Annotated in this window: 23 protein-coding genes (1 of these 23 running past the window's edge); 19 read left to right on the top strand and 4 right to left on the bottom strand. The window is 60.2% G+C overall.

Annotated features, from left to right (window positions below):
• Positions 1-125, bottom strand: the beginning of a protein-coding gene (locus ACVWSC_RS00570; RefSeq protein ID WP_442111274.1) for a CaiB/BaiF CoA transferase family protein. It extends 1096 nt beyond the left edge of the window; 125 of the gene's 1221 nt are visible here — the first part of the coding sequence; its start codon is at positions 123-125; its stop codon lies off the left edge, out of view.
• A 14-nt stretch (positions 126-139) separates the two neighbouring features.
• Entirely contained in the window at positions 140-1321 is a 1182-nt protein-coding gene (locus tag ACVWSC_RS00565) for an acyl-CoA dehydrogenase (RefSeq protein ID WP_442111272.1), read from the bottom strand.
• Between the two features lie 160 nt (positions 1322-1481).
• Between ACVWSC_RS00565 and ACVWSC_RS00560 the strand changes: the two genes are divergently transcribed.
• The 10 genes from ACVWSC_RS00560 to ACVWSC_RS00515 all read left to right on the top strand — a co-directional run bounded on the left by ACVWSC_RS00560 (position 1482) and on the right by ACVWSC_RS00515 (position 11237).
• Positions 1482-2408 carry a LysR family transcriptional regulator gene (locus tag ACVWSC_RS00560; RefSeq protein WP_442111270.1) on the top strand — a complete coding sequence of 309 codons (927 nt, stop codon included), beginning with the start codon at positions 1482-1484 and terminating at the stop codon, positions 2406-2408.
• A 406-nt stretch (positions 2409-2814) separates the two neighbouring features.
• Positions 2815-3936: a Re/Si-specific NAD(P)(+) transhydrogenase subunit alpha gene (locus ACVWSC_RS00555; RefSeq protein WP_442111268.1), complete on the top strand. Its 1122-nt coding sequence runs from the start codon at positions 2815-2817 to the stop codon at positions 3934-3936.
• Between the two features lie 11 nt (positions 3937-3947).
• A complete protein-coding gene (locus tag ACVWSC_RS00550; RefSeq protein WP_107024308.1) occupies positions 3948-4265 on the top strand; it encodes an NAD(P) transhydrogenase subunit alpha part 2 in 318 nt (105 codons plus the stop codon).
• Positions 4266-4267: 2 nt separating this feature from the next.
• The gene (locus ACVWSC_RS00545; RefSeq protein WP_442111265.1) at positions 4268-5704 is read left to right on the top strand and encodes an NAD(P)(+) transhydrogenase (Re/Si-specific) subunit beta; all 1437 of its coding nucleotides are present in this window, start codon (positions 4268-4270) and stop codon (positions 5702-5704) included.
• A gap of 177 nt (positions 5705-5881) precedes the next feature.
• Positions 5882-7375, top strand: coding sequence for an acetyl-CoA hydrolase/transferase family protein (locus tag ACVWSC_RS00540; RefSeq protein ID WP_442111263.1), 1494 nt, complete (start codon positions 5882-5884; stop codon positions 7373-7375).
• 318 nt (positions 7376-7693) lie between these two features.
• Positions 7694-7909: a DUF1127 domain-containing protein gene (locus ACVWSC_RS00535; protein WP_442111261.1), complete on the top strand. Its 216-nt coding sequence runs from the start codon at positions 7694-7696 to the stop codon at positions 7907-7909.
• Between the two features lie 292 nt (positions 7910-8201).
• A complete protein-coding gene (locus ACVWSC_RS00530; RefSeq protein ID WP_442111259.1) occupies positions 8202-8519 on the top strand; it encodes a DUF2388 domain-containing protein in 318 nt (105 codons plus the stop codon).
• Positions 8520-8640: 121 nt separating this feature from the next.
• Positions 8641-8934, top strand: a complete 294-nt coding sequence (locus ACVWSC_RS00525; RefSeq protein WP_442111257.1) for a DUF2388 domain-containing protein — start codon at positions 8641-8643, stop codon at positions 8932-8934.
• Positions 8935-8961: 27 nt separating this feature from the next.
• Positions 8962-9282, top strand: a complete 321-nt coding sequence (locus ACVWSC_RS00520) for a DUF2388 domain-containing protein (RefSeq protein WP_442111255.1) — start codon at positions 8962-8964, stop codon at positions 9280-9282.
• Positions 9279-11237 carry a DUF7844 domain-containing protein gene (locus ACVWSC_RS00515; protein WP_442111253.1) on the top strand — a complete coding sequence of 653 codons (1959 nt, stop codon included), beginning with the start codon at positions 9279-9281 and terminating at the stop codon, positions 11235-11237. Before ACVWSC_RS00520 ends, ACVWSC_RS00515 begins: the two co-directional genes overlap by 4 nt.
• Positions 11238-11247: 10 nt before the next feature.
• Here the strand turns inward: ACVWSC_RS00515 and ACVWSC_RS00510 are convergent, their stop codons facing one another.
• The gene (locus ACVWSC_RS00510) at positions 11248-11649 is read right to left on the bottom strand and encodes a GFA family protein (RefSeq protein ID WP_442111251.1); all 402 of its coding nucleotides are present in this window, start codon (positions 11647-11649) and stop codon (positions 11248-11250) included.
• Positions 11650-11952: 303 nt separating this feature from the next.
• On the opposite strand from ACVWSC_RS00510, the gene ACVWSC_RS00505 reads away from it, so the two are divergent.
• From ACVWSC_RS00505 to ACVWSC_RS00465, 9 genes are all read left to right on the top strand, one after another.
• On the top strand, positions 11953-13260 hold the full coding sequence (locus ACVWSC_RS00505) for a CitMHS family transporter (RefSeq protein ID WP_442111250.1): 1308 nt from the start codon (positions 11953-11955) through the stop codon (positions 13258-13260).
• A gap of 73 nt (positions 13261-13333) precedes the next feature.
• Complete coding sequence (locus ACVWSC_RS00500; RefSeq protein ID WP_442111248.1) at positions 13334-14107, top strand: TerC family protein; 774 nt, start codon at positions 13334-13336, stop codon at positions 14105-14107.
• 218 nt (positions 14108-14325) lie between these two features.
• Positions 14326-15984 (top strand): Na/Pi cotransporter family protein, encoded by a 1659-nt coding sequence (locus ACVWSC_RS00495; protein WP_442111246.1) that lies wholly within the window; start codon positions 14326-14328, stop codon positions 15982-15984.
• A 34-nt stretch (positions 15985-16018) separates the two neighbouring features.
• On the top strand, positions 16019-17386 hold the full coding sequence (locus ACVWSC_RS00490) for a M16 family metallopeptidase (protein ID WP_442111244.1): 1368 nt from the start codon (positions 16019-16021) through the stop codon (positions 17384-17386).
• Between the two features lie 127 nt (positions 17387-17513).
• Complete coding sequence (locus ACVWSC_RS00485) at positions 17514-18533, top strand: DUF5924 family protein (RefSeq protein ID WP_442111242.1); 1020 nt, start codon at positions 17514-17516, stop codon at positions 18531-18533.
• Between the two features lie 38 nt (positions 18534-18571).
• The gene (locus ACVWSC_RS00480; protein ID WP_442111240.1) at positions 18572-19714 is read left to right on the top strand and encodes an ABC transporter permease; all 1143 of its coding nucleotides are present in this window, start codon (positions 18572-18574) and stop codon (positions 19712-19714) included.
• Positions 19715-19719: 5 nt separating this feature from the next.
• Positions 19720-20514 carry an ABC transporter ATP-binding protein gene (locus ACVWSC_RS00475; protein ID WP_442114397.1) on the top strand — a complete coding sequence of 265 codons (795 nt, stop codon included), beginning with the start codon at positions 19720-19722 and terminating at the stop codon, positions 20512-20514.
• A 1-nt stretch (position 20515) separates the two neighbouring features.
• Entirely contained in the window at positions 20516-21454 is a 939-nt protein-coding gene (locus ACVWSC_RS00470; protein WP_442111238.1) for an MlaD family protein, read from the top strand.
• Positions 21451-22086: an ABC-type transport auxiliary lipoprotein family protein gene (locus tag ACVWSC_RS00465; protein WP_442111236.1), complete on the top strand. Its 636-nt coding sequence runs from the start codon at positions 21451-21453 to the stop codon at positions 22084-22086. Before ACVWSC_RS00470 ends, ACVWSC_RS00465 begins: the two co-directional genes overlap by 4 nt.
• On the opposite strand, the gene ACVWSC_RS00460 is transcribed toward ACVWSC_RS00465, so the two are convergent.
• Complete coding sequence (locus ACVWSC_RS00460; protein ID WP_442111234.1) at positions 22068-23297, bottom strand: nucleoside recognition domain-containing protein; 1230 nt, start codon at positions 23295-23297, stop codon at positions 22068-22070. The genes ACVWSC_RS00465 and ACVWSC_RS00460 overlap by 19 nt on opposite strands.
• Positions 23298-23302 lie beyond the last annotated feature (5 nt).

The following is a 23302-nucleotide window of genomic DNA, read 5'->3' as shown; positions in this document are numbered from 1 at the left end:
TCGCCGGTTCCCGGGCGCTCGACCTTGATGACTTCGGCCCCCAGGTCAGCGAGGATCTGCCCGGACCACGGCCCGGCCAGTACTCGCGACAAATCAAGCACCCGCAGATGAGATAGCGCGCCCATGGGCTGGCTCCTTATTAGTAGAAGGCCTGGATGCCGGTTTGGGCACGACCAAGGATCAGCGCGTGCACGTCGTGGGTACCTTCATAGGTATTGACCACTTCCAGGTTGACCAGGTGACGGGCTACGCCGAACTCGTCGGAGATACCGTTGCCGCCCAGCATGTCACGCGCCAGACGGGCGATATCCAGGGCTTTACCGCAGGAGTTGCGCTTCATGATCGAGGTGATTTCGACCGCCGCGCTCCCTTCATCTTTCATCCGCCCCAGGCGCAGGCAGCCTTGCAGGGCCAGAGTAATCTCGGTCTGCATGTCAGCCAGTTTCTTCTGGATCAGCTGGTTGGCGGCCAGAGGGCGACCGAACTGCTTACGGTCCAGGGTGTACTGGCGAGCGGTGTGCCAGCAGGCTTCCGCGGCACCCAGGGCGCCCCAGGAGATGCCATAACGCGCAGAGTTCAGGCAGGTGAACGGGCCTTTCAAGCCACGCACGTCCGGGAAGATGTTTTCTTCCGGTACAAAAACGTTGTCCATCACGATTTCACCGGTGATGGAGGCACGCAGGCCCACCTTGCCGTGAATCGCCGGAGCACTCAGGCCTTGCCAGCCTTTTTCAAGCACGAAGCCACGGATATCGCCGGCATCGTCCTTGGCCCACACCACAAACACATCAGCGATCGGGCTGTTGGTGATCCACATTTTGTTGCCGGTCAGGCGATAGCCACCGTCGACTTTCTTCGCCCGGGTGATCATCGAGCCTGGATCGGAGCCATGGTCAGGCTCGGTCAGACCGAAGCAACCAATCCATTCGCCGCTAGCCAGCTTGGGCAGGTACTTCTGTTTTGTGGCTTCAGAGCCGAATTCGTTGATCGGCACCATAACCAGGGAAGACTGCACGCTCATCATCGAACGGTAGCCGGAGTCGATGCGCTCAACTTCACGAGCGATCAAGCCGTAGCACACGTAATTCAGGCCGCTGCCACCGTACTGCTCGGGGATGGTTGCGCCGAGCAGGCCGACTTCGCCCATTTCGCGAAAGATCGCCGGGTCGGTTTGCTCATGGCGGAATGCTTCCAGCACGCGCGGCGCCAACTTGTCCTGGGCGAACTGATAAGCGCTGTCACGCACCATGCGCTCTTCTTCAGTGAGCTGTTGGTCGAGCAACAGCGGGTCGATCCAGTTGAAGCTTGCTTTACCGGCCATGAGTGAATCCTCGAAAAATGGGACCAGAGTTGTTGTGCATTGATCCTAGGCCTGATCAGCCGACGAGACAAACGAGGAATACGCATACTCTTGTGATAATTTCTCACTCCGTAATCGGCGCGAAGGCCATCTTTACGCCTTATTAGTGAGGTTGACGTACATGCGCCGAAAGATCCCCAGCACTGCCGCCCTGGTCTGCTTCGAGGCAGCCGCCCGCCACGAGAGCTTTACCAAGGCTTCGCAAGAGTTGTCCCTGACTCAGGGCGCCGTATGTCGGCAAATTGCCGGGCTGGAGGAGTTTCTCAATGTCGAACTGTTTCGCCGCTCACGCCGCGGGGTGAAGCTCACTGAAGCGGGGCTTTCCTATAGCCGACAGGTGGCCACGCAGTTGGATGCGGTAGAACGCGACACGCTGTCGGTCATGCGCCAGCAGGGCGCCAATGTGATCGAGCTGGCGGTGGTACCGACCTTCGGCACCCAATGGCTGCTGCCCAGGCTCAAGGACTTCCAGCAGCGCCATCCGGATGTGACGGTCAACCTGACCAACCGTACCCGGCCGTTCCTTTTTGCCGACACACCTTTTGATGCCGCGATCTATTTCGGCGATGCCGATTGGTCCGGTACACAGTCCCACCGCCTGATGGGCGAGAACCCGGTACCTGTGTGCAGCCCAAACTTACTGGGAGGAGCAGGGCAGTTGGACGCCAAGCAGATCGCCCAGCTGCCGCTGCTTCAGCAAACCACACGCCCCTATGCCTGGCGCCAATGGTTCAACAGTCTGGATATGCACGTTACCCGCGACATGACTGGCCCGCGCTATGAGCTATTCTCGATGTTGGCGCAGGCAGCCATGCATGAGATGGGTATAGCGCTCATTCCACCGTTCCTGATTCAGCGTGAACTGGCCGAAGGGCGCCTGGCTGTGGCCAATCGTCACGGCCTGTCAAGCATCAAGGCCTATTACCTGATGATTCCGGAGCGCAAGGTCGAATCGGCTTCATTGCGGGCTTTCCGCGATTGGCTGATCGAGCAAGCAGAGCGCTACACCGCAGAGCATAAGGACGATAGCTATAACCTGACCCCGTAGTCAGCAAAACTCGAACCCTACAGATGTACGTAAATGTCGCAATTCGTACAACTGTTTTGACACCCCCTCAAAGCCCATTAACCCTTTGTTCTATGCGGCTTTCACGGCATAAATCGCGTTTTTGTTACGGGTTTTGGATAAATCGGCGGAATCTTTTCAAAAATTAACGTAATCTCCCTAACGCCCGTATTTGACGGGCTCGAGGGCTATTATTGCGACATACGGTCACAGGGTGACTTGTAGTTTGCATACCGTCACCCTTCAAAACATGTTGAAGCAATTCAGGAATCACCTGCAAAATGCCGCGCCCCGCCTGAATTCGGCGGGATCGTGCTGATCGGCCGCCCCAGACGCACCATCCGCAGTGCGCTGGTTTACCAACAAAAGATCACGCAGGAGATTTGACGTGCACATTGGTGTTCCTCTCGAAACGCAGACGGGCGAAACACGGGTTGCTGCAACCCCGGAAACCATCAAGAAACTGATTGGTCAGGGGCATAAGGTCACCGTCCAGAGTGGCGCCGGCATCAATGCCAGCGTTCCGGACAGTGCCTATGAAGCAGCAGGCGCCATTATTGGCAGCGCTGCCGATGCGTTTGGTGCACAACTTGTTCTTAAAGTTGTGGCTCCCAACGATAGCGAACTGGCCCTGATCAAGAGCGGCAGCGTTCTTGTGGGTATGCTCAACCCGTTCAACAACGACACCATCACCAAGATGGCTGAATGCGGCATTACCGCCTTCGCGCTGGAAGCAGCGCCGCGCACTTCACGGGCGCAGAGCCTCGACGTGCTGTCCTCGCAAGCCAACATTGCCGGTTATAAAGCCGTGCTGCTCGCCGCTCATCACTATCCGCGCTTCATGCCGATGCTGATGACCGCAGCCGGCACGGTAAAAGCCGCGCGCGTGTTGATTCTGGGTGCAGGCGTTGCTGGTCTGCAGGCCATTGCCACCGCCAAGCGTCTGGGTGCAGTGATCGAAGCCTCGGACGTGCGTCCGGCGGTTAAAGAGCAGATCGAGTCGTTGGGCGCCAAGTTCATCGATGTGCCGTACGAGACCGATGAAGAGCGCGAATGTGCCGAAGGTGTCGGCGGCTATGCCCGCCCGATGCCGGCCAGCTGGATGCAACGCCAGGCCCAGGCCGTGCACGAGCGCGCCAAACAGGCCGATATCGTCATTACCACCGCACTGATCCCCGGGCGCAAGGCGCCCACCTTGCTCAGCGCCGAAACCGTTGCGCAGATGAAGCCAGGTTCGGTGGTCATTGACCTCGCGGCCGCCCAGGGCGGCAACTGCCCGCTGACGGTCGCTGACCAGGTGGTGGTAGAGCAGGGCGTGACCATCGTCGGCCCGACCAACCTGCCGGCGCAGGTCGGTGCAGATGCTTCGGCGCTGTACGCCCGTAACCTGCTCGACTTCACCAAGCTGCTGTTCACCAAAGATGGCGAACTGGTGATCAACCTCGAAGACGATATCGTCGCCGCGTGCCTGATGTGCCGCGACGGCCAGATCATCCGCAAGAACGGATAAGGAGCCAGACAATGGAAGACATGCTGATCTCTCACGGCGTCTATAACCTGATCATTTTCGTGCTGGCGATCTATGTCGGTTATCACGTGGTGTGGAACGTCACCCCAGCACTGCATACCCCTCTGATGGCGGTCACCAACGCCATTTCCGCCATCGTCATCGTCGGCGCCATGCTGGCTGCCGCCCTGACCGTAACCCCGCTGGGCAAGATCATGGGCACCCTCGCGGTCGCCTTGGCAGCGGTCAACGTATTCGGTGGATTCCTCGTCACCCGGCGCATGCTGGAGATGTTCAAGAAGAAAGCCGCAAAGGCTGAGGGGAAGCAGTAAACATGAGCATGAACCTGGTAACACTTCTCTACCTCGTCGCCTCGGTGTGCTTCATCCAGGCGCTCAAGGGCCTGTCGCACCCGACCACCTCGCGGCGTGGCAACCTGTTCGGCATGCTCGGCATGGCCCTGGCGATCGTCACTACCGTCGGCTTGATCTACAAGCTGGGCGCAGAGCTGGCTACTGATGGCATCGGCTACGTCATTGTTGGCCTGTTGGTGGGCGGCTCGGCTGGCTCGATCATGGCCAAACGCGTTGAAATGACCAAGATGCCTGAGCTGGTTGCATTCATGCACAGCATGATCGGTCTGGCGGCGGTGTTCATTGCCATTGCTGCGGTGGTCGAGCCGCAGTCGCTGGGCATTGTCTCCAACATCAGCGACCCGATCCCGACCGGTAACCGCCTGGAGCTGTTCCTTGGCGCGGCGATTGGTGCGATCACCTTCTCCGGTTCGGTCATCGCCTTCGGCAAACTGTCGGGCAAGTACAAGTTCCGCCTGTTCCAGGGCGCACCGGTACAGTTCAGCGGCCAGCACAAGCTCAACCTGGTCCTGGGTCTGGCAACGATTGGCCTGGGCCTGGTCTTCACCTTCACCGGTAGCTACAGCGCCTTTGCCCTGATGCTGATCCTGGCCTTCATCATGGGCGTGCTGATCATCATCCCGATTGGCGGCGCCGACATGCCGGTGGTGGTGTCGATGCTCAACAGCTATTCGGGCTGGGCGGCGGCCGGTATCGGCTTCTCGCTGAACAACTCGATGCTGATCATTGCAGGCTCCTTGGTGGGTTCGTCCGGTGCCATCCTCTCGTACATTATGTGCAAGGCGATGAACCGCTCGTTCTTCAACGTGATTCTCGGTGGCTTCGGTGGCGCTGCAGATGCCGGCGGCCCGGCCGGTGCGCAAGAGGCTCGCCCGGTCAAATCCGGCTCGGCCGACGACGCCACCTTCCTGCTCAGCAATGCCGACTCGGTGATCATCGTGCCTGGCTACGGCCTGGCGGTGGCGCGTGCCCAGCACGCGCTCAAGGAACTGACCGAGAAGCTGACCCACAACGGTGTGACGGTGCGCTACGCGATTCACCCGGTGGCAGGGCGTATGCCTGGGCACATGAACGTGCTGTTGGCCGAAGCTGAAGTGCCGTACGACCAGGTGTTCGAGATGGAAGACATCAACTCCGAGTTCGGCCAAGCCGACGTGGTGCTGGTGCTCGGCGCCAACGACGTGGTCAACCCGGCGGCGAAGAACGATCCGAAGTCGCCGATCGCCGGCATGCCGATTCTTGAAGCGTTCAAGGCCAAGACCATCATCGTCAACAAGCGCTCCATGGCCAGTGGCTATGCAGGCCTTGATAACGAATTGTTCTATCTGGACAAAACCATGATGGTTTTCGGTGACGCCAAGAAGGTCATCGAAGACATGGTCAAGGCTGTCGACTGAGTCGTTTCAGGCCTGTGACAATTAGCCCCAGCGCGGTACCGGCTGGGGCTTTTTAATGCCCGGCCCGCCGACGGAAGGCTCTATTTCATGGCTGAGCATTCGACCTTGGTCGCGGGACGCCGGGCTGCTAAATCACTAGACTGCGCATCTAGCTTTAGTAGCCTGAGATAACAATCCATGTACCGTGATCGTATCCGCTTGTCCTCCCTGCACAGCAAGGTAATGAGTGCGGCTGATGCCGCTGGCCTGATCGAGGACGGCATGACCGTCGGCATGAGCGGTTTTACCCGCGCCGGCGAAGCCAAGGCGGTGCCGCATGCACTGGCCGAACGTGCCAAGCAATCACCGCTGCAAATCAGCCTGATGACCGGCGCCAGCCTGGGCAACGACCTGGACAAGGAACTGACCGAAGCCGGTGTACTGGCCCGCCGTATGCCATTCCAGGTCGACAGCACCCTGCGCAAGGCCATCAACGATGGCAAGGTCATGTTCATTGACCAGCACCTGTCGGAAACCGTGGAACAACTGCGTAACCAGCAACTGAAACTGCCGGACATCGCGGTTATCGAAGCCGTCGCCATCACCGAACAAGGCCACATCGTACCGACCACGTCGGTGGGTAACTCGGCCAGCTTCGCGATTTTCGCCAAACAGGTGATCGTCGAGATCAACATGGCCCATAACGCCAACCTGGAAGGCCTGCACGACATCTACATCCCGACCTACCGGCCAACCCGCACGCCGATCCCGCTGGTAAAAGTCGATGATCGCATCGGCAGCACCGCGATCCCGATCGATCCGGCCAAAATTGTCGGCATCGTCATCACCGAGCAGCCGGACTCACCGTCTACCGTACTGCCGCCAGACGATGAAACCCAAGGCATCGCCAACCACCTGATCAACTTCTTCAAGCAGGAAGTGGCGGCAGGGCGCATGACCAACAAGCTCGGCCCGCTGCAAGCTGGTATCGGCAGCATTGCCAACGCGGTCATGTGCGGCCTGATCGACTCGCCGTTCGAAGACCTGACCATGTACTCCGAAGTACTGCAGGATTCGACCTTCGACCTGATCGACGCTGGCAAACTGAGCTTTGCCTCGGGCAGCTCCATCACCCTGTCGAGCCGCCGCAACGCTGACGTGTTCGGTAACCTGGAGCACTACAAAGACAAGCTGGTGCTGCGCCCTCAGGAAATCTCCAACCACCCGGAAGTCGTTCGTCGCCTGGGCATCATCGGCATCAACACTGCCCTTGAGTTCGACCTGTACGGCAACGTCAACTCCACGCACGTCTGCGGCACCCGGATGATGAACGGCATCGGCGGTTCCGGCGACTTCGCCCGCAACGCTCACCTGGCGATCTTCGTCACCAAGTCGATTGCCAAGGGCGGCGCGATCTCCAGCGTAGTGCCGATGGTCAGCCACGTTGACCACACCGAGCATGACGTCGACATCCTCGTGACCGAACAAGGCCTGGCCGATTTGCGCGGCCTGGCGCCACGTGAACGTGCCCGCGTGATCATCGACAACTGTGTACACCCAGACTATCGCGAAGCGTTGAACGACTACTTCAACCGCGCTTGCGAGCGTGGCGGCCATACTCCGCACATCCTGCGCGAAGCCTTGGCGTGGCACGAAAACCTGGAAGAGACCGGTCGCATGCTCGCCAGCTAAGACCACGCAGCGTTCAGTCGGTGGCGCGCAATGCCCACCGGCTGAATCCTAGGTACAGTTCAAAATCAAAAACTGTTCTACTGTACCGGTGTTTTGCCCCCGCATTTCCCTTCCTACGACCTCTACCTGCACAAAAATGCACCAGATCGGTGCCGACCAGTACAGTTACGCCTATTTGAAGTGCAACAGTGCCGTAAAACAGTTAACTGGCCCATCACAATGTAGGTGAACTGTATCTACTGTTATGGTCAACAGAGGAGGATCATTGGCATCAGTTAAATCACTACCTAATGCCGCCACAAGCGGAAGGATGACATCATGGAACGTACCCTCAGTTCCGATCTGGTTTTCGAACGCTCCGAAAAACAATCCCAGGCCGCGCTGCCACTGCGCCTGCTGGCTAACCTGATGCTGTGGCAACGCCGCATCGCCAGCCGCCACCAGTTGGCCCGCCTGGATTCGCGTCTGCTGGCCGATGCCGGCATCAGCGAAGCACAACGCTACGAAGAGCTGAGCAAGCCGTTCTGGCGTTAATGCAGGGCTCGCCGGCCAACGCCGGCACCTCGAATTCTACAAAACCCGTCGCAGGTCACTGCTGACGGGTTTTGTCATTCTGAAGCCCCGAAATAGAGCGGCTGCTTACCAAACAAGTACAGTTTCCAAAGAGTTATTTTTTATAGGTACAGTTGATAAATATCGCCGTTACCTTGTCCAACTCGCAGACGCTCACCGCGTGATACCCTTACAGCACCCAGCTTGGTAAAAGTAGCGAAACCAGCTGAGCGTGCGTCTGACACAAAGAGCCCGTCCAATCAGGAGATCGACCATGTTCCGTACCCGCTTGTTTGGCGCCGCACTGGTGCTCACCCTGGCTTCCACTGCCAACGCCACCAGCTTCGTCGTAACCACTGACACCATCGTCCGCGGTGTTGCTGCCTCTACCGATGCGACATCCGACGTTTCTTCTTCGTTCCGTGACGACAAAATCGTCCGCGCTGCCCGCGACGACGCCGCCAGCTTCGTTGCCAGCCAAGGCGATATCCGCGGTGTGAAACTCGAAAGCGCTTTCGCTCACATTCGTCAGCAGGCCCCAAGCCTGCAGGCCAGCGACGCGCAACTGGCTCAGGCTATCCTGGCGCTGTAACACTGCCTGAATCCGGCTTCGAACATGTAACAACATGCAATGAAGCCGGGTACCCTGCGCTGGCCCTCGCCAGCGCATTGGGATAGCCTTTGCTGCCTGATTCACCAGCCTAACGAGACCCATGCGTTATCTGTCATTGCTGTTGCTTGTGCTTTGCTGGAGCAGTGCCGCTCAGGCCCTGGACCTCACCACCAACAACCTTGTCGTCAGTGGCTACGTCACCAGCAAGGTGACTTCAGCACCCTTCGATCGCAAACTGCTGCACGATGCCCAGGATGACGCTGCGGTGTTTGTCGCAACCGATGGCCAACTGCGCGGCGCCCGGTTACAGGCAGCCTTGAGCCAGGTTCGTCAGGCCAACCTCAAACTTCATGCCAGCGACCTTGAACTGGCGCAGGCAATTCTCGTCCAATGATTACCCTTGTTCTTCCGGAGATGCTCCATGCGTAACCCGCTGATTGCCGCCACCCTTGGCCTTATGTTGCTGGCCGATGTAGCCCAGGCACAAACCCTGGTGGCCACCAGCAATATCATCGTTCGCGCTTTCGGCCGCTCGATCGACTTCACCTCCGACACCACCACCTCCATCCGTGACTCCAAAGTCGTGCGTGAAGCCCGTGACGACGCCGCCAGCTACGTTGCCAGCAACGGTGAAATTCGTGGTTCGCAGCTAGAGTCCGCGTTCAACACCCTGCGCCAGCGTGTGCCTGAAGCACGCGAGGCCAGCGATCAGGTCCTGGCTGAAGCCATTCTCGCCCTGTGAAAGCCCTGCGCGCCTGGCTGCTCGGTAGCTTCCTGACGCTATTGGGTGGCCCTGTACTGGCCGATCTGCAGCTGCAACTTCAGACTGAAGGTCTGAACCCTGCACAGCAGCGTGCCAGTCAGGCGCTGCTGGACGAAGCCATGCAGGCGTTGCCGCCTGGCTTCAAAACCCGGCTTGATCGCCGTATCCGCGTGAGCTGGGGCACCAAGATGCCAGAAGATGCCTATGGCCAGGCATCGCTGGTATCCACCCTGGAGCTCAACCGTCGGCTGCTGCCCGCACTCACCGATGGCAGCGCTGCCACCAGCAAGACTGGCCGCCCGCATGGCACTGTGCGCCAAGAGCTACTGGCTACGGTGCTGCATGAGCTGACCCACATTTATGATCGCGCACGCCTCTGGCAAGGCACCGAACGTCACCTGATCACTCGTTGCACCCGGCTGTTGAGCAGCCAGGGCAAGGTTGGCCTGCCCGAAGAATGCCGTGGCCAAACCGAACGGCGCTTCACCCTCAGCGATGATCCACGCCTGCTCGACCTTGCTGGCTGGCCGCAATATGTCGGCAGGCGAGGGGAGCGCGAGCAGCATAACCGTCAGGTGGCCCGCAGCCCCGACAGTTATGAGCTGAGCAGCCCCAAGGAATTCATTGCGGTCAACATGGAGTATTTCCTCCTAGACCCGAGCTTCGCGTGCCGTCGGCCAGCCCTGCACAGTTATCTGAAAGCCCACTTCGACTGGGCACCTGAGCATCCGGCCTGTGCCAAGGCGTTGCCGTTCCTCAATGCCGGCAACGATTTTGCCAAGGCCCCCCTGGGTGAAATCGATCCAGAACGGGTGTATGCCGTCGATTACCTGCTGGCCGAGGCCAACCAGAATCTGGTCAGCCGCTGGGGGCACAGCATGTTGCGCCTGGTCATCTGTGCACCGGGGCGGCCACGTGGCCCTGATTGCCGTCTCGACCTCGACCAGCACTTGGTGCTGTCGTACCGCGCCTTCGTCAACGATGTGCAGCTGTCGAGCTGGGACGGGCTGACAGGTGCGTATCCCTCACGCCTGTTTGTACTGCCATTGGCTCAGGTCATCGATGAATACACCAAGACCGAGCTGCGTAGCCTTGCCTCGATCCCCCTCAAGCTGAACCGCGACGAGCTGGAAAACCTGGTGCGCCAGGCCGCCGAGATGCATTGGAGCTACGACGGCAACTACTACTTCCTGTCCAACAACTGCGCGGTAGAGACCCTCAAACTGCTGCGCAGCGGCACCGCCAACCCGCGCCTGACAGACCTGGACAACATCATGCCCAACGGTTTGCTCGAAGTGCTGCAAGGGCGTGGCCTGGCCGATACCAGCGTGCTTGATGACCCACGCGAAGCGCTGCGCCTGGGCTACCGCTTCGACTCCTACCGTGACCGCTATCAAGCCATGTTCATGGTGCTGAAGAAGCAGCTGCCGATCCCTCAGGACACTGTTGAAGCCTGGCTTGAGCAGCCTGCCAAGCAACGCCAGCAATGGTTTGAACGTGCCGACCTGCGCACCAGTGCGGCCTTGCTGCTGCTGGAACAGGCCAGCTTGCGCCAGCAATTGCTGCTGGCTCAGGACGAGGTCAAGCAGCGCTATCTGAGCGGGCGGGATGCGAACGACGCCAGCGTCGCCAAGGCCAACGGCACCCTGCAGCAAATTCTTGCCAACAGCGGCTTCCTCAGTCGGCCAGCGGAACTGCTGGGCAACAGCGGCTACGGCTTGCCACAGGCCAGTGAACAACAACTGTTGATCAGCGAGTCCACCCAGCGCCAACAACAGCTGCAGCTACTCACCACTGACCTGGACAAAGAAGTGCGGGCACTGCTGGGCCCAGCCCGGGCAGCGGAAATCAACGCAGTCGAGGCCAATATCAAGCAGGTCGGCGAGCACCTGCGCGCCCTGCACAAAGCAGCCGGCGGCCTGCAACTGCCTTGAAGCTGCTGCGTTAAAGCGCTTCTTCGTCCTCGCCTGGCAGGTGTTCATCCAGGTGCAACCAAGGCAAACGGCTGCTAGTCCAGATGTGTTTTTGCGGCTGGGCCACTTCCGGCTGATCCAGGGTGGTAATGGTGATGTCGATGGTTTCCGGGCTCAGGTCTGTGGTCAGCGCCAGGTGGCTGCCACAGCGACTGCAGAAGTAACGCACGCAACTGGGCGACGAGTCGTAGCATTGCGGCGTACCGCTCAGCCACTGGAAGTCACTGCAGGGCAGGGTGGCCCAAGTCACCAGCAGACCACCACTGACACGTCGGCACACTGAGCAATGACAGTGCGCGACGTCTGTCAGAGGCCCACGAACCCGGTATCTCAAGGCGCCGCAATGGCAGCCGCCTTCGTACGTCTGATGCATGGCATGCCCCTCCTGCCACGTTGCCGAACAATAACAATGCACCTCTCGTCGCCTTAGGGCCAGCGAAAGCTGGCTGAAAGCTTGCCACCTTAGGATTACCGCCACTACCGGCACAGACCGGTCAGCCAGGGCACCTGACTTCTTGTACAGCGCCCGGCCCAATTAACAACAACAATGGTGATTCTGATGTTTGCCTACAACCGCCTCCTCGCTGCACGCCCTCCGTTATTCCATGCGCCGCGCCTCGCGCGCTGATCCGCCCGACCCGTTCTCAATTCGACGCGAAACGCCTGGAGTACTCCCATGCTGACCTTCCTCGGCTTTGCCATGGTCATCACCTTCATGTACCTGATCATGACCAAGCGCCTGTCGGCCTTGATCGCCCTGATTCTGGTACCGATCCTGTTCGCCCTGTTCGGCGGCTTTTCGGGCGATATCGGCCCAATGATGCTGCAAGGCATCACCAAACTGGCCCCAACCGGGGTGATGTTGATGTTCGCCATCCTGTACTTCGGCCTGATGATCGACTCCGGTCTGTTCGACCCGGCCGTGCGCAAGATCCTCAAGATGGTCAAAGGCGACCCGCTGAAGGTGTCGGTAGGCACCGCTGTGCTGGCGCTGGTGGTCTCGATGGACGGTGATGGCGCCACCACCTACATGATCTGCGTGGCCGCCATGCTGCCGCTGTACAGCCGCCTGGGCATGAGCCCGCGAATCATGGCCGGCCTGATCATTCTGGCGGGCGGGGTGATGAACATGACCCCGTGGGGCGGCCCAACGGCCCGTGCGGCCAGTGCCCTGCATGTCGACCCGTCGGATGTTTTCGTACCGATGATCCCGGCGATGCTGGCGGGCGTGCTGGCAATTCTTGCCATCGCCTACATGTACGGTAAGCGTGAACGCGCTCGCCTGGGCGAGTTGCACCTGCCGGGTGACGAGATCAACCACAGCGAGATCAGCGTTTCGCAGTTCCCCGATGCGCGTCGCCCGAAAATGATCTGGTTCAACGGCGCCCTGACTGCAGCATTGATGGTTGCCCTGGTCGCAGGCCTGCTGCCACTGCCGGTGCTGTTCATGGTCGCGTTCAGTATCGCCATGATCGTCAACTACCCGTGCCTGCAAATGCAGAAAGAGCGCGTTGCCGCCCACTCCGGCAACGTTCTGGCGGTCGTCGGGCTGATTTTCGCGGCGGGTATCTTCACCGGTATTCTCTCCGGTACCGGCATGGTCGAGGCCATGTCCAAGAGCCTGCTGGCGGTGATTCCTGAAGCCCTGGGCCCTTACCTGGCGGTGATCACTGCAATCGTCAGCATGCCGTTTACCTTCTTTATGTCCAACGATGCCTTCTACTACGGCGTGCTGCCTGTGTTGTCCGAAGCGGCCAGCCATTACGGTATTTCGCCAGTGGAAATGGCCCGGGCGTCGATCGTCGGCCAACCCGTACACCTGCTCAGCCCGCTGGTACCCTCTACGTATCTGTTAGTGGCCTTGGCTGGTATCGACTTCGGCGATCATCAACGCTTCACCCTGAAGTGGGCAGTACTGGTCTGCCTGTGCATAATGTTCGCCGCGCTGATGATGGGAATTTTCCCACTGTTCAGCAGCCTATAAAACTACGGTTTCATCCAACCGCAGCGGCGCCCTTTGCCCGGGCGCTCTGCACTGATTGCGCGAAGGAATACACATGGAATGGCTGACCAGCCCAGAAATCTGGGTTGCCTTTTTTACCTTGACGGCTCTTGAGATCGTTCTCGGCATCGACAACATCATCATGATCTCGATCCTGGTCAGCCGTATGCCCAAGCATATGCAGCAACGCACCCGGATTTTCGGCCTGGCCCTGGCCATGGTCACGCGTATTCTGCTGTTGCTGTCGATCACCTGGGTCATGCGCCTGACCGCCGACCTGTTCGTGGTGTTCGACCAGGGCATTTCCGGGCGCGACCTGATCCTGTTCTTCGGTGGCCTGTTCCTGCTGTGGAAAAGCTCCCAGGAGATCTACCACGGCCTGGAAGGCGAGGATGAAACCCATGAAGGGCCGAGCGGTGCAGGCGGCAAGTTCCTGTACACCATCATCCAGATTGCCATCATCGATATCGTGTTCTCGCTGGACTCGGTGATCACCGCAGTCGGTATGGTTTCCCATGTGCCGGTGATGATCGCCGCGATCGTTGTCGCCGTACTGGTGATGATGCTCTGCGCTGGTGCCATCAGTAACTTCATCGACAAGCATCCTTCGCTGAAGATGCTCGCGCTGTCGTTCCTGATCGTGGTGGGTACGGTGCTGATCGCTGAGGCCTTCGATGTGCATGTACCAAAAGGCTACGTGTACTTCGCCATGGCATTCTCCCTGGCAGTCGAGGCCATCAACATCAAGATGCGCACCGCGATTGCCCGGAAGAAAAACCAGGAACAAGGCGAGCCAGTGAAACTTCGCAAGGACATTCCGGGTCAGTAATCCGGAGCGTCTGCTAAAAAGGGCCCTGCGGGGCCCTTTTTCATTTGTTTTCATGACGCTTTTGTTTCAAAGCCTGCACTGGCTATGCGATGCTGGCGCCAAGCCTTAGGGCCGACTACAGCTTAAGTGAGCACTGGTAAAAATCGCCTGTCATCAGGCCAGGCTCACGGCACCATCCATTTGCCCCACTGGGGCGCGATCAACAGGGGGCCATTTCAATGCTGACCCTGCTCAATCTACTCTCCGCCGTGGCGCTGTTGATTTGGGGCACGCACATTGTGCGTACCGGGATCTTGCGGGTTTACGGCTCCAACCTGCGGCGTGTGCTGAGCCAGAACATGGGCAAGCGTCCGCTGGCGTTCATTGCCGGGATCCTGGTAACGGCCATGGTCCAGAGCAGTAACGCGACGGCCATGCTGGTGACCTCTTTTGTTGGCCAGGGGCTGATGACCCTGACCCCGGCGCTGGCAATCATGCTCGGCGCCGATGTCGGTACGGCGCTGATGGCGCGAGTGCTGACCTTTGACCTGTCCTGGCTGTCACCGCTGCTGATCTTCCTCGGGGTGATCTTCTTTCTGTCCCGCAAGCAAACGCGTGCTGGGCAACTGGGACGTGTTGGTATCGGCCTGGGCCTGATCATCCTTGCCTTGCAATTGATCGTCGAAGCCGCCGCGCCTATTACTCAGGCGCAAGGTGTAAAAGTCCTGTTCGCCTCGCTGACCGGCGACATCCTCCTCGATGCTCTGGTGGGTGCCCTGTTTGCGCTGATTTCCTATTCAAGCCTGGCTGCGGTACTGCTGACGGCCACGCTGGCCGGCGCTGAATTGATCAGCCTGCCAGTGGCCATCGGCCTGGTGATTGGCGCCAACATCGGCAGCGGCCTGTTGGCGTTCCTCAGCACCAGCATGCAGAACGCGGCGGGACGCCAGGTGGCCTTGGGCAGCCTGCTATACAAGTTGATTGGTCTGGTGCTGATCATCCCGGTGCTCGACCCACTGGTGCACTGGATGGACTCCTTGAGTTTCAGCGCCCAGGAACTGGTCATTGGCTTTCACCTGCTCTACAACAGCCTGCGCTGCCTGATCATGCTACCGACCGTCACGCCCATGGCGCGTATCTGCTGCTGGTTGCTGCCGGAACGGGCAGAGGTCAACGGCCGCGCCCGCCCGCGCCATCTGGACCCCGCTGCCTTGAGCACGCCCAGCCTGGCCTTGGCCAACGCTGTGCGCGAAACGTTGCGGGTCGGCGATCTGATCGACAACATGCTCGACGCCATGCACAGCGTGCTGTTGGGCACACAAACCGCAATGACTCAGCAAGTACGCAGCCTGGGCGAAGACGTTGAAGCGCTGAACAACGCGATCAAACTGTACCTGGCGCAGATGCCCCGCGAAGACCTCAGCACCCAGGACAGCAAGCGCTGGGCTGAAATCATCGAGCTGGCGATCAACCTCAAGCTGGCCAGCGACCTGATCGAACGCATGCTGCGCAAGGTGCAGCAGCAAAAAACCTCGCAGCGCCGCGAGTTTTCCGAGGTCGGCCTGGAAGAGCTGACCGGGCTGCACAGCCAGTTGCTCGCCAACCTGCGCCTGGGTCTGTCGGTGTTCCTTAGTGCCGACCCGGAGAGCGCGCGCCAATTACTCCGGGAGAAACGCCGTTTTCGTGCGCAGGAAAGGCGTTTGGCCCATGCCCATGTCAGCCGACTGCAACGTAAAGTGTTGCAAAGTATCGAGACCAGCGCCTTGCACCTGGAGCTGATTGCCGATATGAAACGACTGAACTCCTTGTTCTGTAGCAGTGCCTATGTGGTATTGGGTGGCTCCGATACCGGTGGTCTGCTGCTCGACAGTGTGCCGGACGATGCCCATTCACCTTGAGCGCTACCCCAGAACTCCCGCAAGGAAGCTCGCCATGCGTTGCCTGATGTTCCTGTGCCTGCTGCTGGGCGCCGTGCCCAGTTTTGCCCTCGACCGTTCGCAGGTCGAAGGCTACCTGCTGCCCAATGGTCTGCAGGTGCTGCTCAAATCAGGCTATGAACGCAACCATGTGTCGATTCGCCTGGTGGTCGGGGTCGGCTTCGACGATTTCCCCTGTGAGCAGCAAGAGCTGCCGCACCTGCTGGAACACGTGCTGTTCAGTGGTATCGACGAAACAGGTGAGGGCGGTCTTGAGGCGCGCATGCAAGCCCTTGGCGGTGAGTGGAATGCCTACACCAGCAGTGCCGACACCACCTTTGTCATCGAAGCACCTGCACGCAACCTGCGCAAAGTGCTCGACCTGCTGTTGTCCGTGATCAAAGACACCAAGATCGACGAGAAGGCATTGGCCCTGTCCAAGCAAATCGTCGAGCGTGAAGACGGCGGCCATTACACACATCTGCAGCGCTGGCTGGACCGCCAGGACCTCGGCCACCGTGCCGGCGATCAGCTGGCGGTGGAGTTAGGGCTCAAGTGCCCTGAACGCTCCGCAGTTGCCGACATGACCGTCGAACAGGTCAATAACGTGCGCGAACACTGGTATGCGGCCAACAACATGAGCCTGATCGTGGTCGGTGGACTGGATCGCGTGCTGCCGGCTTATCTGGAACGCACCTATGCGCTGTTGCCACCGGCCGAGCCCGGTGAGCGGCGGACATTGGAGGGTGTCAGCCAAAAGGCCGAAGCGCATCGAGTGCTGACCCGCGGCTGGCTTGGCGACAGCGCTCGTTTGCACTGGTTTTTTCTGGAACCGGTGTTGGACAACGACCATGGCCACACCTACGACCTGCTACAGCGTTATCTGGACTGGACGCTGTATGAAGAGCTCAGGCTCAAGCGCGGCTTGTCGTACGGGCCTTTCACTCAACGCGAAAGCTTCGGCGACACGGGCTTGATGAGCCTGAATGCCGATCTCGACCGCACGGACGTCGAGGAAGCCGAACAGGCCTTGCGCGATATGCTCGAGCAACTGCGCAAAAATGGCCTGGACCCGGTCATCTTCGAGCGGGTCAAACAAGCCACGATTGATCGCGAAGCCTGGACCACCCAAGGCAATGCCGCCTTGGCGGACTATTACTGGGGGGCCTTGAACGACTACCTCGACGGGCACTTTGCCGATCCGGTGCGTACCCTGCGCCGGGTCAGCCTGAAGGATGCCAACCAGGCGCTGCAGCGGCTGCTGGCCAAACCCGGCTATGTGCGCATCGAACAGCCGTTGATCAGTTATGACGGGTTGTATGGGCTCATCGCGCTGGGGCTGGGAATTCTGATTATTGGCGGGCTGATCTGGCGCCGACGCTGACGCCCCTGTAGGAGCGGGCTTGCCCCGCGATTCCAATTTAACTGACACACCGCAATCGCGGGGCAAGCCCGCTCCTACAAACCAGCGTATCCTGTTCGGGTTTGAACCTCACTCTGCGAACACCTTCATGCCTCACTATGTCCAGCGTCTGATCGAGCTGATCAAACGCTACCCCGGCGTCATCGCCCTTGGCGGCTTTATCTCCGGTATCGCCAGCTTCATCCTGGTCGATCGCCAGGAAGGCCTGGCCAGCTGGATCGCCATTGTCATGCTGATCAGCTGGATCTGGCTGATGCTGGAGAACACCTTCACGCAACTGTTCGCCAAGGTGTTCAAGCGTGAGATCCCGCAGCCGCTGCTGCGCTACGCCACACAGATGATCCATCAGGAAAGCCTGTTTTTCGTCCTGCCATTCTTTTTCGTCACCACCACCTGGAACAGCGGCCAGCTGGTGTTTACCGGCCTGCTCGGCGCGGCCGGGCTGATTTCGATCATCGACCCGCTGTACTACAAGTGGCTGGCGCCACGGCGCTGGCTGTTTCTCGCCCTGCATACCCTGACGCTGTTCGCCGCGTTGCTCACCGCATTACCGATCATTCTGCACCTGACCACCTCGCAGAGCTTCAAGCTGGCCTTGGGGATTGCCATGCTGCTGTCATTCCCAAGCCTGGCCAGCAGCTTCTCGATCATTCACTGGCGACGCGGCGTGATGCTGGTGGTGATTACCCTCGCTGTCGGCGCCAGCGGCTGGATGCTGCGCTCGTGGGTACCACCGGCGACGCTGTGGATGACCGAAGTGGCGGTCAGCACCCAGGTGGAAAATCGCACCCCCGGCAAAAGCCTGAAGCAGATCAACGCCAGTGAGATCCGCGCCGGGCTCTATGCCTTTACCGCCATCAATGCACCGCGTGGGCTCAACGAGCGGATCTACCATGTGTGGCAATTCAACGGCAAAGAAGTCGACCGCATCGCCCTCGACATCCACGGTGGACGCAAGGAAGGCTACCGCGCCTGGACGCACAAGCAGAACTTCCCGGCCAACCCGGTGGGGCGCTGGCAGGTCAGGGTGCTGACCGAAGATGGCCAGGTCATCGGCGTGCTGCGCTTCAAGGTGGTTGACGATGGTCAAGCGGCAAAGGCTGAGTAACGCTATGCTCTGAAGCTGCGAACTGTCGGTCGAACTGCATGGAGCCTATGACTACACCAGCCAGCGCAACCCTGGACACCACAAGCAGCCCCGCACGCTTGCGCATTGTCGGTGACTGGACCCTGGCCAACTACGCCAGCCTCAAGCGCAACAGTGAGGGCCTGATCGGCCAGTACGATCAGAGCGCCGAAGTCGATCTCGACCAGCTCGGTCACCTGGACACCGCAGGTGCCGCACTGCTGGTCGACTTGCTCGGACCTGAGCGGTTATCGCGCCTGGCCCAGAGCAGCCAACTGCCAGAAGCGAGCCGAGCGCTGCTGCAAACCGTCTACTGCTCTGTGCAAGACTTCTGCATTCCGGAAAAGCAGCCCGAAAAATCGGTGCTGATTCAGTTGCTCACCCGCATTGGCTGCGCGGTAGACATCCTCTGGCAAGACACTTTGCAGGTACTGGGCTTCGTCGGCCTGATCCTGCAAACCCTGGTGCTACGCCTGTTCCAGCCGCAGCGTTGGCGAGTCACTTCGGTGGTCGCACATATCGAACAGACTGGCCTGGATGCCGCACCGATTGTTGCCCTGCTGACCTTTCTGGTCGGCGCAGTGGTGGCGTTTCTTGGTGCCACGGTTCTGGCCGGGTTTGGCGCCAGTATCTTCACCGTCGATCTGGTGGCGTTCTCCTTCCTGCGCGAGTTCGGCGTACTGCTGACTGCCATTCTCATGGCCGGTCGCACCGCCAGTGCCTTTACCGCGCAAATCGGCTCAATGAAAGCCAACGAAGAAATCGACGCCATTCGTACCTTGGGTCTGGACCCGGTCGAGTTGCTGGTGGTGCCCCGGGTCCTGGCGCTGCTGATTGCCCTGCCGCTGCTGACGTTCGTCGCAATGCTCTGCGGCATCATCGGCGGGGCGGTGGTGTGCGCCCTGTCGCTGGATATCTCACCGGCGATGTTCCTGTCGCTGCTGCAGAGCGACATCGGCGTCCAGCATTTCCTCGTCGGCCTGGCCAAGGCGCCGTTCTTTGCCTTCCTGATTGCCGCCATTGGTTGCCTGGAAGGCTTCAAAGTCAGTGGCAGCGCCGAGTCGGTGGGGGCTCATACCACCTCCAGCGTGGTGCAATCGATCTTTGTGGTGATTGTTCTGGATGCGGTGGCGGCGTTGTTCTTCATGGAGATGGGCTGGTGAGCCAGATAACCCCCAGCAGCCGCGAGGCAGTGATCGAAGCCCGTGGGATCTGCAACCGCTTCGGTACCCAGAGCGTGCATGAACAACTGGACCTGGACCTGTATCGCGGTGAAATCCTGGCCGTGGTGGGTGGCTCTGGCAGCGGCAAGTCGGTATTGCTGCGCAGCATCGTTGGCCTGCGTAGGCCTAACGAAGGTCAGGTCAAAGTGTTCGGCCAGGACCTCAGTGGCCTGAATGACGAACAGCGCTCGAAGGTCGAACGCCGCTTTGGTGTGTTGTTCCAGAAGGGCGCGCTGTTCTCATCGCTGACCGTCACCGAGAACGTCGCCTTGCCGCTGATCGAACACGCCGGCCTGTCGCGCGCCGATGCCGAACACCTGGCCGGGGTCAAACTGGCCCTGGCTGGCTTGCCGATCTCCGCCGCCGACAAATACCCGGCGTCGTTGTCCGGCGGCATGATCAAACGCGCCGCGCTGGCCCGGGCGTTGGCCCTTGATCCGGACATTCTGTTTCTCGATGAGCCCACCGCTGGCCTGGACCCGATTGGCGCAGCAGCCTTTGACCAATTGATTCTGACCCTGCGCGATGCCTTGGGCCTGAGCGTATTCCTGATCACCCACGACCTGGATACGCTCTACACCATCACCGACCGGGTGGCCGTACTCTCGCAGAAGAAAGTCCTGGTGGCGGGCCCGATAGCCCAGGTCGAAGACACCGACGACGCCTGGATTCATGAATACTTTCACGGCCCGCGTGGCCGTGCGGCGTATCAGGCCGCCACTGCGGCAAAGGAGCGTTGAGATGGAAACCCGTGCACATCATGTGCTGATCGGCCTGATTACTGTCATTGTGGTCGCTGGCGCCATGCTGTTCGGCCTGTGGCTGACCAAGTCCAGCGTCGACAGCACCTTCAAAGACTACGAAGTGGTGTTCAATGAAGCGGTGTCTGGCTTGTCCCGCGGCAGCTCGGTGCAGTACAGCGGCATCAAGGTCGGGGATGTCACCAGCTTGCGCCTGGACCCGGAAGATCCACGCCGGGTGCTGGCCAGGATACGCTTGAGCGCCGATACGCCAATCAAGGAAGACACCCGGGCCAAGCTGACCTTGACCGGCATCACCGGCACCTCGTTCATCCAGCTCAGTGGCGGCACACCGCAAAGCCCGGAGCTCAAAGGCAAAAATGGCAAGCTGCCAGTGATCGTTGCCTCACCCTCACCGATTGCCCGCTTGCTCGATAACGGCAGTGACCTGCTGACCAACATCAACCTGCTGGTCAACAACGCCAACCTGTTGTTCTCCGAAGACAACGCCGCCAGCCTGAGCAAAACCCTCAATCATCTGGAGCAGACCACGGCCGCATTCAGCGAACAACGCGGCGATATCCGCACCGCGCTCCAGCAACTGACCCAGGTCGGTAACCAGGCCAGCAGCATGCTGGAGCAAACCAGCGCACTGATGCGCAATGCCAGCGGCTTGCTCAACAACCAGGGCAAGCAGGCCTTTGGCAGCGCCGAGCAGGCCATGCAGTCACTGGCGCAGAGCACCGCGACCATCAACAGCCTGCTCAACGACAACCGCGAAGCCCTCGACGAGGGTGCGCAAGGCCTGAATCAACTGGCCCCGGCCATACGCGAGCTGCGCGAAACCCTGAATTCGCTGAAGGCCATCTCCCAGCGTCTGGAAGCCAACCCCAGCGGCTATCTGCTCGGCCGTGACAACAACAAGGAGTTCACGCCATGAGCCGTACCTGCCGCTTTCTGGTTCTGACGATGGCGCTGAGCCTGAGCAGTGCCTGTTCGATCCTGCCCAAGGCTGAGCCTGCCGATGTCTACCTCCTACCTTCGGCCGCAACCAGTCAGCCAGCCGCTGCGAGCACTGCAGTCAGTTGGTCACTGCGGATCAACAAGCCGCTGGCCAGTGATGCCCTCAACAGTCCTAAAATCGCGGTGGTGCCCGACGGTAATCTCATCAGCAATTACAAAGGCGCGCGCTGGAGCGATCCGGCCCCCTTGCTGCTGCGCAACCGCATGCTCGATGCCTTCCAGCGCGATGGCCGGGTGCCACGGCTGAGCGCCGATGACAGCAACCTGCAGGCTGACTACGAGCTGGCAGGCGAACTACAGGCCTTTCAGAGTGAATACAGTGCCAGCGGCCTGGCGGTGGTGGTCCGCTATGACGCACGCCTGGTGCAAGGGCGCAGCCAGCGCATTCTCGCCAGCCGCCGCTTTGAAGTGCGCCAACCGTTGAGTGACAAGCAAGTGCCGGCGGTGGTCAACGGTTTCGGCAGCGCCAGCGACCAGTTAATGGCGCAACTGCTGGCCTGGACCTTGGCCCAGGCCAATCAGGCGCAGCTTCAGGCAAAGAACCAGTAGCAGACGAAAATCGCCGCAATCACCCCGGCCAGTTCAGCGAGCAGCGCGCAACCCACGGCATGGCGAGCGCGCTGAATGCCCACCGCACCGAAATACACGGCCAGTACATAGAAGGTGGTTTCGGTACTGCCCTGAATCGTCGCAGCGATCAATGCCGGGAAGCTGTCGACCCCGTGGGTCTGCATGGTTTCGATCAACATCGCCCGTGCAGCACTGCCCGAGAACGGTTTGACCAGGGCGGTAGGCAGGCCCTCGACAAAGCGCGTATCCATACCCAGCCACTCCACCACATGGCGGATACCGTCCAGGCTTAGCTCCAGCGCGCCTGAGGCGCGCAGCACGCCGACTGCGCAGAGCATGGCAACCAGATAGGGCAGCAGGCTCTTGGCGACGTCAAAGCCCTCCTTGGCGCCTTCCACGAAGGTTTCATAGACCTTCACCCGCTTGAACGCCCCCACCAGCAAAAACAGGATGATCAGGCCGAACAGGGTGAGGTTGCCGAGAATCGACGAAAGCCCGGCCAACGCGGTGGCCGACAGCGTTCCCAGAAACGCCATGAAGCCGCCCAGCAGCAGGGCGCCGGGCACCAGGTAGGCGAGCACGACCGGGTCCCATAGGCGCAAGCGCTGCATCACCGCTACCGACAGCAGGCCAACCAGGGTCGAAGCACTGGTCGCCAGCAAGATCGGCAGGAACACCAGGGTCGGGTCCGTGGCGCCTTGTTGGGCGCGGTACATGAAGATGGTCACGGGCAGCAGGGTCAACGACGACGCGTTCAGCACCAGGAAGAGGATCTGCGCGTTACTGGCGGTGGTCGAGCTGGGGTTCAGCTCCTGCAGCGCCCGCATCGCCTTGAGGCCAATGGGGGTGGCGGCGTTGTCCAGGCCCAGGCCGTTGGCGGCGAAGTTCAGGGTGATCAGGCCAAGCGCCGGGTGGCCGGGTGGCACCTCCGGCATCAGACGGGCAAACAGCGGGCCGAGGACCTTGGCCAACCATTCAACGATACCGGCCTGTTCGGCGATCTTCAGAAAGCCCAGCCACAGGGTCAGCGTACCGAACAGCAGGACCATCACCTCGACCGAGAGCTTGGCCATGGCGAAGATGCTTTCGACCATCGCGGCAAACACCCCGGCATTGCCACCGACCAGCCATTGCGCCAGCGCGGAGATGGCCGCGACCACAAAAAAACCAAGCCAAAGGCCGTTGAGCATCCGTT

It is taken from the genome of Pseudomonas sp. NUPR-002 (genome assembly GCF_056322725.1).
The sequence above is the reverse complement of the archived record's forward strand: the minus strand, read 5'-3'. Positions and strand labels throughout refer to the sequence as shown.

Coding starts and splice junctions, on each gene's coding strand:
- ACVWSC_RS00460 (WP_442111234.1), bottom strand. CDS start 23,297: ATGCTCAACGGCCTTTGGCTTGGTTTTTTTGTGGTCGCGGCCATCTCC.
- ACVWSC_RS00545 (WP_442111265.1), top strand. CDS start 4,268: ATGAGCATGAACCTGGTAACACTTCTCTACCTCGTCGCCTCGGTGTGC.
- ACVWSC_RS00510 (WP_442111251.1), bottom strand. CDS start 11,649: ATGCATCAGACGTACGAAGGCGGCTGCCATTGCGGCGCCTTGAGATAC.
- ACVWSC_RS00535 (WP_442111261.1), top strand. CDS start 7,694: ATGGAACGTACCCTCAGTTCCGATCTGGTTTTCGAACGCTCCGAAAAA.
- ACVWSC_RS00565 (WP_442111272.1), bottom strand. CDS start 1,321: ATGGCCGGTAAAGCAAGCTTCAACTGGATCGACCCGCTGTTGCTCGAC.
- ACVWSC_RS00490 (WP_442111244.1), top strand. CDS start 16,019: ATGCGTTGCCTGATGTTCCTGTGCCTGCTGCTGGGCGCCGTGCCCAGT.
- ACVWSC_RS00560 (WP_442111270.1), top strand. CDS start 1,482: ATGCGCCGAAAGATCCCCAGCACTGCCGCCCTGGTCTGCTTCGAGGCA.
- ACVWSC_RS00485 (WP_442111242.1), top strand. CDS start 17,514: ATGCCTCACTATGTCCAGCGTCTGATCGAGCTGATCAAACGCTACCCC.
- ACVWSC_RS00520 (WP_442111255.1), top strand. CDS start 8,962: ATGCGTAACCCGCTGATTGCCGCCACCCTTGGCCTTATGTTGCTGGCC.
- ACVWSC_RS00465 (WP_442111236.1), top strand. CDS start 21,451: ATGAGCCGTACCTGCCGCTTTCTGGTTCTGACGATGGCGCTGAGCCTG.
- ACVWSC_RS00540 (WP_442111263.1), top strand. CDS start 5,882: ATGTACCGTGATCGTATCCGCTTGTCCTCCCTGCACAGCAAGGTAATG.
- ACVWSC_RS00505 (WP_442111250.1), top strand. CDS start 11,953: ATGCTGACCTTCCTCGGCTTTGCCATGGTCATCACCTTCATGTACCTG.
- ACVWSC_RS00500 (WP_442111248.1), top strand. CDS start 13,334: ATGGAATGGCTGACCAGCCCAGAAATCTGGGTTGCCTTTTTTACCTTG.
- ACVWSC_RS00480 (WP_442111240.1), top strand. CDS start 18,572: ATGGAGCCTATGACTACACCAGCCAGCGCAACCCTGGACACCACAAGC.
- ACVWSC_RS00470 (WP_442111238.1), top strand. CDS start 20,516: ATGGAAACCCGTGCACATCATGTGCTGATCGGCCTGATTACTGTCATT.
- ACVWSC_RS00530 (WP_442111259.1), top strand. CDS start 8,202: ATGTTCCGTACCCGCTTGTTTGGCGCCGCACTGGTGCTCACCCTGGCT.
- ACVWSC_RS00550 (WP_107024308.1), top strand. CDS start 3,948: ATGGAAGACATGCTGATCTCTCACGGCGTCTATAACCTGATCATTTTC.
- ACVWSC_RS00525 (WP_442111257.1), top strand. CDS start 8,641: ATGCGTTATCTGTCATTGCTGTTGCTTGTGCTTTGCTGGAGCAGTGCC.
- ACVWSC_RS00495 (WP_442111246.1), top strand. CDS start 14,326: ATGCTGACCCTGCTCAATCTACTCTCCGCCGTGGCGCTGTTGATTTGG.